Genomic DNA, 9,268 nt, shown 5'->3' on the forward strand with positions numbered 1-9,268 from the left:
CTCTGGATATTTCTATAGCTTTTTCATCAAGCAATATCTCCGGTTCATTATTTAGTATATAATAAAAAAGTACACCTAATTTTCTTTTTATGATTAGTACCTTATTTTCATCACATAATAACTTATAATTCCTAGAAATTGATTCTGTTATTTCATTGACTTCCTCTAAACTTAAAAAACCGATTCCTATCAAATTTTCATATATGAATAATGTAAATAATCTAAGTTCATCGTATATATTATTATCGACATTTATTACCGACTCGAACCTTTCCATAATACCTAATGGTACAATCTCATTCTTAACTAAGTAGTCCCTCACTATTTTTATATCTTTCACGTTATAAGAAAATTGATTAGCCAAATCATCTAAAGAAACGTCGTCCTTTAGCTCCAATATTTTATTTATTCTTGTAATTATCTTCTGTTTCGGAAAAAAAGTTTCTTGTCCCGTTGATACGCTCTTCTTTATAAACCACTCTTCAGGAATCAATTTTTTTCTTTTCCATCTGTATAATTGTCCGTAAGATATTTGCAATTCCTCTAATAGCTCTTTTTTTGATATTAATTCTTCAAGCATTTTTCTTCACCTACTATGCTCCTATTATCTACACTCAGTGTACCTGTGTATTCAACCTTACCTATTCTACAATTAGCCAAAATTCTTATATTATGACCACGAACAATCTCACACTCAGTATTTTCTAATTCTATATAATCGCCTTCAATTGTATTAGATATTACTTTTGATTCTCCAAAAGAAAATAATCCTTTTCTTCTGATTATAATTTTGCTTCCACCGATTTCGCTAATTGTACTTATTCCATTTGGATTTATATCTATGTTTTCTGCTGATAATAATCCATTAATTTTTAGTTTTCCTCTACTATTAAATAAGTTTCCTTCACAATCTTTATAAACTTCCAATTTTCCAAGTATATCTGTTTCCTCAAAAAATAAATTCTCTTCAAATCTCGCTTCCCCAAGTACTTTAATTTTATTAACTTTATAATCTTTCAACGCTCTTAATTCGCCTAGAATCTCTAATTCTGACTCAGTTATTCCTCTCTCCTCACATAACATTTCACCTAGAATTTTAACTCTTCTTGCAATAACTTCATCTTTTAAAATGCAGTTTCCAACAACCTTTAAATAGTTACATTTAAAACTATCTAGCGCTATTGCTTCTCCTAGTATAGATACCTTTTCATATTCACCATTTGTTATAATACCATTTCCAATAATCTTAATAGAATTTATATCATTCATTTCTACACACCCTCATTTTTCATTATATCTGTGAGATTCAATTACTTCTGATTCATATAATATCACTATTTAAAACATCGCTATATTTTCACAATACTTTCTACTTTTGATCTTTCATCTATATGAATTTCATCCTCATATTCTATTTTTCTAATTTTACAAATGCCTTTAATCGTAACATTTTTTCCTCTAACTATATCGCAATCTGTATTTTCCAATATAATCGTATCACCTTCAATAGATTCACTTATTAATTTATTAGGCATTATGAGTCCAGTAACTAAGCTCTTTTTCTCTTGCAAAATAATTATTTCTTCTCCACCTATTTCTTTAATCTTATTTCTCCCTAAAAATAAAATTTTTATTTTGTCACCCGATAATAAGCCCTTTACTTCAAGCTTTCCGTCAACATTAACTTCACGTCCCTGAATATTTTCATCTATTTTTGAATATCCATTTATTCTTATTACATCATTTGCTTCAATGCTGCCTTTACAGTTAAACGTTCCTTCTATAGCCGCATCCCTACAGTTTATATTTCCAATTACTTTACTAACACCTTCTAAAATAATACTTTCACAGGTAATATCATTTAATATGGTCCCGACACCAGTCATTTTAATATTTCTGTAGCCCCCCCCATTTATGCTTCCAATACCATCTAAATTTATATCATGTAATTTATTCATGCATTCTCTCCTTATGGCGTAACATTGTTTCGCCTAATAATATATTTTCGCTTCAAATCATTCTTATATTTTTATATTAGCGTAACATTGTTTCATTGTAAAGAGTTTTTAATAAAAAGTTTTCAGGTACATCTTAAGTTATTTTAGTAAGCCTTTGATTTTTAAAGATATACCTCTTATCTTTTTACTGAGTTATCTTAAATTTAATAATATTTTAATTAGATTTTTTCACCACAATGAGGACAATATTTATAATTTGCTTCTATTCTATTGCCACAATTACCACATACTCTGTAATGATAATTCTCATGATTTTCTTGTAAATCCCAATAAGTCACCTCAATATTTTCACCATGTTCAATAGATTTGCCTTTTTCCTTAGAGATAAGAAATAGTGACCCACACTGATTACATGTTACATAGTATTTTTCATCCCACTTAAAAATTGGAATAAAAAACACATGAAAATAATTATAATTTTTAATTAGTTCTCCTGTTGTCGTTCCGTTGCATTTCTTACAGCCTAAATTTGTAAGTTCTTTGATTTTTTTGTCCTTATTTTCCATTCCAAATATTCCAATAAAAAACATACTTATCTGCCCTCTACATATTAATAATTATTTATTTTTAGTTTTCTGCAATTTAAATAATATACATATTAATTAAAATTTTTATTATATACATTTATTATAACATAGAATTATCATAACCTAGTGAATATCTAATAATCTATCTATATAAAAGATCATAATAAAAAACAAGCTAGTATTCTATACTAACTTGTTTTTATACGCTTTTGCTTACTCATAAGACAATATAAACTATACAAAATCGTTAATTAATTTGATATGATTCTTGCATTAAAGTGATTCTCCAAGGTAAGCTTTCTTTATCTCATCATTATTAAGTAATTCTTGACCTGATCCACTTAATGTAATTTTACCTGTTTCCATTATATAACCTATATCAGCTATCTTTAATGCTGCATTAGCATTTTGCTCAATTAATAAAACTGTCATACCATCTTCATTAATCTTCTTAATTATTCCAAATAATTCCTTTACAATTATTGGAGCGAGTCCTAACGAAGGTTCATCCATCATTATCAGTTTTGGTCTTGACATGAGCGCTCTACCTATAGCAAGCATTTGTTGTTCACCACCTGACAATGTACCAGCTGTCTGCCATGTTCTTTCTTTAAGTCTAGGGAAAAGTGAGTATACTTTTTCTAAATCTTCTGCTATTCCAGATTTATCAGTTCTTGAATAAGCACCAATCTTTAAGTTTTCTAGTACTGTAAGATCAGCAAAAACTTTTCTACCTTCTGGAACTAATGCTATTCCTTTTTTAACCATAAGTTCAGTATTAAGTTTTGTTAAATCTGTACCTTCATAATCTATATTACCACTCTTAGGTTTTACAAGACCCACTATAGATTTTAATGTAGTACTTTTACCTGCTCCATTAGCTCCAACTAAAGTTACTATTTTTCCACTCGGCACCTCTAAGCTTACGCCTTTTAAAGCTTCAATTCCACCATAAGATACTATTAAATTATCTATTTTAATCATCTTCAGATACCCCCAAATATGCGTCTATAACCTTTTTGTCATTTTGTATTTCAGAAGGCGTACCTTCAGCTATAGTAATTCCATATTCAAAAACCTGTATTCTATCTGATAAACTCATAACCATATTCATATGATGCTCTATCATAAATATAGATAAATTGAACTTTTCTTTAATTTCTTTAATAAAAGCTGTAAGTTCATCTGTTTCAGTAGGATTCATTCCCGCTGCTGGTTCATCAAGAAGAAGTAATTTCGGATTAGTCGCAAGAGCTCTTGCTATTTCAAGCTTTCTTTGTTTACCATAAGGAAGGGAACTAGCCTTTTCATCTTTTAAATCTTCTAGTCCTAATTCCTTTAAAAGAGAAAGTGATTTATCTATCATTTCTTTTTCTTCTCTTCTATACTTTGGAAGCTTTAGTGTTGCTTCAATAAAGTTCGATTTAATATGAACATGGTTTGCAATTAATACATTTTCAAGAACGCTTAAATCTTTAAAAAGTCTTATATTCTGGAAAGTTCTTGCTATACCAGTTTGAGTTATAAGATCTTGTCTCATTCCAGTAACATCTATGTCATTAAAAATCACTTTACCTTTTGTAGGCGTATAAACATTTGTTATCATATTAAAAGCTGTAGTTTTTCCAGCTCCATTAGGCCCAATTAAAGAAACTATTTCACCTTCATTAATTTCAAGGTTAAAATCGCTAACTGCAGTAAGACCTCCAAATTGCATTGTTGCATTTTTTACATTTAATAATGCCATTACTTATTTCCTCCTTTTTCTAGAGGTTTTTTATTTGAATATTTAAATAATGATTTCCATGAAAATTCTTTTGTTCCCATTATTCCTTGCCTAAAGAACAATACAATAATCATAAGTAATATCGAAAAAACAACCATTCTAAGTCCTGGTATCCCAGTAAAACTTAAAATTCCTAAATCAAATTGTTTTTCCATATCTAAAAATCTTAATGCTTCTCCAAGTATTGTAACGATAAATGCCGAAATTACTGTACCAGTAACACTTCCCATACCTCCAATAACAATTATAAGAAGTATATTAAATGTAAGAGCAAATTTAAACATATTAGGATCGATAGTTCCCATTAAGTTTCCAAGTAGTCCGCCACCTACACCTGCAAAGAAAGCACCTATAGTAAATCCTATAACCTTATGTTTAAATAAACTTATTCCCATGCTTTCTGCTGCAATTTCATCTTCTCTAATAGCTTTTAAAGCTCTTCCGTATGAACTATTTATAAGAGACACAAGAATTATTATTGTAAAAATTGCTATTCCAAAGCTCCAATATAAACTTGTCGTACGTGGAATACCTCTAAGTCCTAAAGCACCATTAGTTAAACTTTGCATATTGGTAATAACTATTCTTATGATTTCTGCAAAACCTAAAGTTGCAATAGCTAAATAATCTCCCTTAAGTCTTAAAGCAGGAGCACCTATTAAAAATGCTATAAATGCTGATACAAGACCTGCAACAATTAATGCTGGCAAAAATGGCATTGATATATGATTAAATGGTGCTATTAATGGTTCCATGAAGAAATTTTGATTCTTAACTTTTTCAGACATTGTTAAGAGTGCTGTTGTATAAGCACCTATTGCAATAAAACCAGCATGTCCTAATGAAAATAATCCAGTAAAACCATTAATTAAATTCATACTAAGCCCAAGAACCGCATAGATGGCACATAAATTCAAAATTCTGATCTTATAAGAGTCTAAGCTATTATTTGCAACAAATAAGAGTAAAAATACAATTGCAATAAGAGCTATATTTAAAACTTTATTTTTATTGTTCATATTTTACACCTTCTCTGCTAAATTTTTGCCCATGATTCCTGTAGGCTTAAATAATAATATCACTATTAAAAGTATAAATGCTAAAGCATCTCTATATCCAGTTAATCCTGGTAAGAAACCAATTATCATGATTTCACTTATACCTAAGATGAAACCTCCGATAACTGCACCTTTGATATCACCTATTCCACCTATTACTGCTGCTATAAAACATTTAAGTCCAGGAATAATTCCCATGGTAGCAATTATTTGTGGGTATTTAACAGACCACATCATAGAACCTACGGCTGCTAAAGCTGATCCAATTGCAAATGTAAATGAAATTATTTTATTTACGCTAATCCCCATAAGTCTAGCTGTTTCAACATCCTTAGAAACTGCTCTCATAGCCATACCAACATTTGTCTTGTTCACTAAGTATAGTAAAGCAAATAATAATATAACTGTTACGATAGGAATTATAAATGTAACGTTTTGAATAGAAACGCCTCCTATGACAACTACATCTGTAAAAATCTTTGGAGTTGGGAAGGCTTTTGGTCTTCCTCCAAATAAAACAACTGCTAAATTTTCAAGTAAGAATGAAACACCAATCGCAGAAATTAAGATTGATATTTTTGGTGCGCTTCTAAGTGGTCTATATGCTGTAAACTCAATTAGCATTCCCAGTACAGCTGTTATAACTATAGCTATTATAAAAGCAAAATACCAAGGAAGACCGAAGGTAGCTACTCCGAAGAAAGCGAAGTAAGCAGCCATCATAAATATATCTCCATGAGCAAAGTTTATAAGTTTTAATATTCCGTAAACCATTGTATAACCAATAGCTATAAGTGCATATAAACTTCCAAGTGAAATTCCGTTAGTTAAATATTGCATAAAAATACTTAATGTCATATCCTCACCCCTAATTTTCTTCTGGTTTTATTGTATCAAGATAAGCAAATTTACCATCTTTGATAACTTTTAAAACCGCATCTTTTACTGCATTATTATTTTCATCAATTGTAATTACTCCCGCAGCACCAGGGAAATTTTTAGTTTTTGCAATTTCATCTCTTATTTTAACTGAATCAGTTGAATTAGATCTTTTTATAGCATCTAATATTACTAAATATGCATCATAAGATAACGCTGAAACTGCGGCTGGTTCCTTATTATATTCTTTTCTGTATGCATCAAGGAAAGTCTTTGACTCAGAAGTTATAGGAGTTTCGCTAGCAAAGAAAGTTGAAAAAACAGTCCCTTCTACTGCATCTTGTCCGATATCTATAAATTCTGGTGTTTCCCAAGTATCTCCTCCAATAATAGGCGTTGTAATTCCAAGTTGTCTTGCTTGTTTTATTATCATAGCTCCTTCAGTAAAGTTACCTGGAGCAAATATTACATCCGGATTTTTACTTTTTATATTTGTAAGTTGGGCAGTAAAATCTTGATCGCCTGTATTGTAGTTAGCTTTAACAACAATGGCATCCTTATCTCCTGTAATCTTTATAAATTCATCACTAAAAAACTTACTTATACCAACTGAATAATCACTAGAAACCTCTTGAAGAAGAGCTACCTTCTTAGCTTGTAATTTATTAGCTGCATATTTAGCCATAACAGTCCCTTGGAATGGATCAATAAAGCAAACTCTAAAGTAATAATCATTACCTGCTGTTACAAGTGGATTAGTACAAGAAGCTCCAACAGCTGGGACTTTTGCTTCCATTACAATATCCCCTGCTGCCATAGAGTTTCCACTCCCCCAGCTTCCTATAATTGCATTAACATGTTCTTGTTCAATAAGATTCGCAGCTGCACTAGCTGCTTCAACTTTATCTGACTTATTGTCTGCAAAAACTAATTCTACCTTTTTGCCAAGAACAGTTGGATAAAGTTTATTTGCAAGCTTTGCCCCTTCTACTTCAAGTTCTCCACCGGCAGCATTAGCCCCTGTCATTGGTTCAAATACACCAATTTTAATAACATCACTGTCTACATTCGCTTTTGAATCTGTTTTTGAGTTACAGCCAGCTAGCATAAATGAGGTTGATAGAACCAGTGCCAAAAGCAAAGAAATCTTTTTCTTCATAAGAATAATCCCCCTATATTAGTTTGTTTGTATTTTTTGGTTACTATAAAGATACTGGATTATTTTATAATTATAAAATAAAAAAATCCGAACTTTTATTCTTAAAATAATACAAATATTTTGTTTAAATTTTTCATACAAATTATTTAAATCCTTGTATTGTTTTATGTTCTTAATTATTAATATATCAAATTATTTCGACTATTATTAACAAACTATATATTATCTTATATATAGTCATCTGTCAACCTACGAAAGACACTTGTATTCCAATAAATTTTAATATTATCTTGAAATAACTTAAAATCTACCATTAACCCATATAAAATCCTACTTTCATATTACTTCATATCTAATTTTTTTCTCAATTCCTAAATATTTACATTGCTATTATTCGTTTTTACTAATTCAGATATAAATAGCCTACTTAAAGACAGATCTTCTCACTACATTGAATCAGTTAAGTTTAAGAAAATAAAAAAAGAAGATACTCTATTACAAAAATGTTAACATGTAAAAGAATATCTTCTCTTTCTGATGCAGAATATCTTAAATAAATATGTTATGTTGAATATCCATTATTTAATTACCATTAAACAATAATACTTACAAACATATATATATCCTACTTCATACCTATTTATTTTTAAACTAGAACTAAAATCCTGCTGGCTCTGATTTAGCTCCTGCTTCTTTCATTTCTTTTATTGCTTCCAAATACATATTATTATCTGGTGCAATTTTTGCCGCTTGCTCATAGCAATATAATGTTTTATTGTAATCCTCCAAATGATAATAGCAAGCTGCTAATCTATTAATTAAATCATAGTTCTTTCTGTTAATTTTAAGAGACATTTTATAGTATTTTACTGCACTTTTATAATTAATGCTATACTTATCTCTTTCAGTAAATTCTACAATACTCTCTTTATTTAAATATATATTTCCTATACATTCATACGCTGCACAAATTAATGACTCATGATTTTCTTTTTCTTCTTTTTCAAGATTCTTTTCACCTTTTCTTAAATAATCTAATGCATTATCAATATCACCTAACTCTGCATATGAAAGACCCATATATATGCTAGTTAATGAATCATTTGTTTTTTCAAAATATATATTAAAAGCTTCAATAGCTTCGCTAGGTTTGCTTAATTGTCTTAGTATTAGACCTTTAGTAAAATATGCATTATAATTTTTTTCATTAAATTCTATGGATTTTTCAGTAAAATATAAAGCTTTATCTGTTTTTCCTTTTTCTAAGTCACTCATAGCAAGATTATTTAAAACTGATGATAACTGTCTTTCACTAGTAATTACTCCTCCAGTTATATTTATCTTATTCTCTTTTAAAAAATCATTAATTCTCTCTTGTATATTTTTATTATCTTCCATATCTTATCCTCACTTTTTCCATCTTAATTTTATCGTATTACTACTGCAATCTAAATACAAAAATATTTTTTAATATATATAAGTTCTAATTAAGAAAGTTCATAATTTAGTTGGTTGTCTTATCCAATCACTCTAATATAGAAATAAAATCTTAATGAACAAATTTTTTTAGAACATGTATATAATAAAGTTCTTATTTTTAATAATTATATATTTTGCATTCTTATAAATAATAATAATTTTACATTTTTTTATTATATCACATATTCTTTACAAACTAAATCTACGCTATATTGTTGATTTAAAATTTTAAGTTTTAAATAATTTACTATTAAAATTTTAGGTGCTAATACTACTACATAGAAGCTTCACTTTATTCACAATATAATTTTCTACTATCTAGTTTTCTTCCATTACCCTGATTGTATACAATGATATTATTA

10 protein-coding genes are annotated in these 9,268 nt (G+C 28.9%); all 10 read right to left on the bottom strand.

What is annotated here, in order from left to right; translation table 11 throughout:
• Positions 1 to 580, bottom strand: a 580-nt coding sequence (locus CLCHR_RS23030; RefSeq protein WP_079442237.1) for a DUF4004 family protein, incomplete at its 3' end; no start/stop codon positions are given.
• Entirely contained in the window at positions 565 to 1,269 is a 705-nt protein-coding gene (locus CLCHR_RS23035; RefSeq protein WP_079442238.1) for a hypothetical protein, read from the bottom strand. The genes CLCHR_RS23030 and CLCHR_RS23035, both read right to left, overlap by 16 nt.
• Before the next feature lie 80 nt (positions 1,270 to 1,349).
• Positions 1,350 to 1,958, bottom strand: coding sequence for a bactofilin family protein (locus tag CLCHR_RS23040; RefSeq protein WP_079442239.1), 609 nt, complete (start codon positions 1,956 to 1,958; stop codon positions 1,350 to 1,352).
• A gap of 218 nt (positions 1,959 to 2,176) precedes the next feature.
• Entirely contained in the window at positions 2,177 to 2,548 is a 372-nt protein-coding gene (locus tag CLCHR_RS23045) for a zinc ribbon domain-containing protein (RefSeq protein WP_079442240.1), read from the bottom strand.
• Positions 2,549 to 2,818: 270 nt separating this feature from the next.
• Complete coding sequence (locus CLCHR_RS23050; RefSeq protein ID WP_079442241.1) at positions 2,819 to 3,529, bottom strand: ABC transporter ATP-binding protein; 711 nt, start codon at positions 3,527 to 3,529, stop codon at positions 2,819 to 2,821.
• Complete coding sequence (locus CLCHR_RS23055) at positions 3,522 to 4,292, bottom strand: ABC transporter ATP-binding protein (RefSeq protein ID WP_079442242.1); 771 nt, start codon at positions 4,290 to 4,292, stop codon at positions 3,522 to 3,524. Before CLCHR_RS23055 ends, CLCHR_RS23050 begins: the two co-directional genes overlap by 8 nt.
• On the bottom strand, positions 4,292 to 5,350 hold the full coding sequence (locus CLCHR_RS23060) for a branched-chain amino acid ABC transporter permease (protein ID WP_079442243.1): 1,059 nt from the start codon (positions 5,348 to 5,350) through the stop codon (positions 4,292 to 4,294). The genes CLCHR_RS23055 and CLCHR_RS23060 overlap by 1 nt, the downstream gene beginning before the upstream one ends.
• Before the next feature lie 3 nt (positions 5,351 to 5,353).
• On the bottom strand, positions 5,354 to 6,247 hold the full coding sequence (locus CLCHR_RS23065; RefSeq protein ID WP_079442244.1) for a branched-chain amino acid ABC transporter permease: 894 nt from the start codon (positions 6,245 to 6,247) through the stop codon (positions 5,354 to 5,356).
• A 10-nt stretch (positions 6,248 to 6,257) separates the two neighbouring features.
• Entirely contained in the window at positions 6,258 to 7,427 is a 1,170-nt protein-coding gene (locus CLCHR_RS23070; protein WP_079442245.1) for an ABC transporter substrate-binding protein, read from the bottom strand.
• Between the two features lie 657 nt (positions 7,428 to 8,084).
• A complete protein-coding gene (locus CLCHR_RS23075; protein ID WP_079442246.1) occupies positions 8,085 to 8,825 on the bottom strand; it encodes a tetratricopeptide repeat protein in 741 nt (246 codons plus the stop codon).
• Positions 8,826 to 9,268: the final 443 nt, after the last annotated feature.

The sequence above is a fragment of the Clostridium chromiireducens genome (assembly GCF_002029255.1).
GTDB lineage: Bacteria > Bacillota > Clostridia > Clostridiales > Clostridiaceae > Clostridium > Clostridium chromiireducens.

What these genes read in the sequence shown, in the direction of transcription:
- CLCHR_RS23035 (WP_079442238.1), bottom strand. Translation starts at nt 1,269, where the DNA reads ATGAATGATATAAATTCTATTAAGATTATTGGAAATGGTATTATAACA.
- CLCHR_RS23040 (WP_079442239.1), bottom strand. Translation starts at nt 1,958, where the DNA reads ATGAATAAATTACATGATATAAATTTAGATGGTATTGGAAGCATAAAT.
- CLCHR_RS23045 (WP_079442240.1), bottom strand. Translation starts at nt 2,548, where the DNA reads ATGTTTTTTATTGGAATATTTGGAATGGAAAATAAGGACAAAAAAATC.
- CLCHR_RS23050 (WP_079442241.1), bottom strand. Translation starts at nt 3,529, where the DNA reads ATGATTAAAATAGATAATTTAATAGTATCTTATGGTGGAATTGAAGCT.
- CLCHR_RS23055 (WP_079442242.1), bottom strand. Translation starts at nt 4,292, where the DNA reads ATGGCATTATTAAATGTAAAAAATGCAACAATGCAATTTGGAGGTCTT.
- CLCHR_RS23060 (WP_079442243.1), bottom strand. Translation starts at nt 5,350, where the DNA reads ATGAACAATAAAAATAAAGTTTTAAATATAGCTCTTATTGCAATTGTA.
- CLCHR_RS23065 (WP_079442244.1), bottom strand. Translation starts at nt 6,247, where the DNA reads ATGACATTAAGTATTTTTATGCAATATTTAACTAACGGAATTTCACTT.
- CLCHR_RS23070 (WP_079442245.1), bottom strand. Translation starts at nt 7,427, where the DNA reads ATGAAGAAAAAGATTTCTTTGCTTTTGGCACTGGTTCTATCAACCTCA.
- CLCHR_RS23075 (WP_079442246.1), bottom strand. Translation starts at nt 8,825, where the DNA reads ATGGAAGATAATAAAAATATACAAGAGAGAATTAATGATTTTTTAAAA.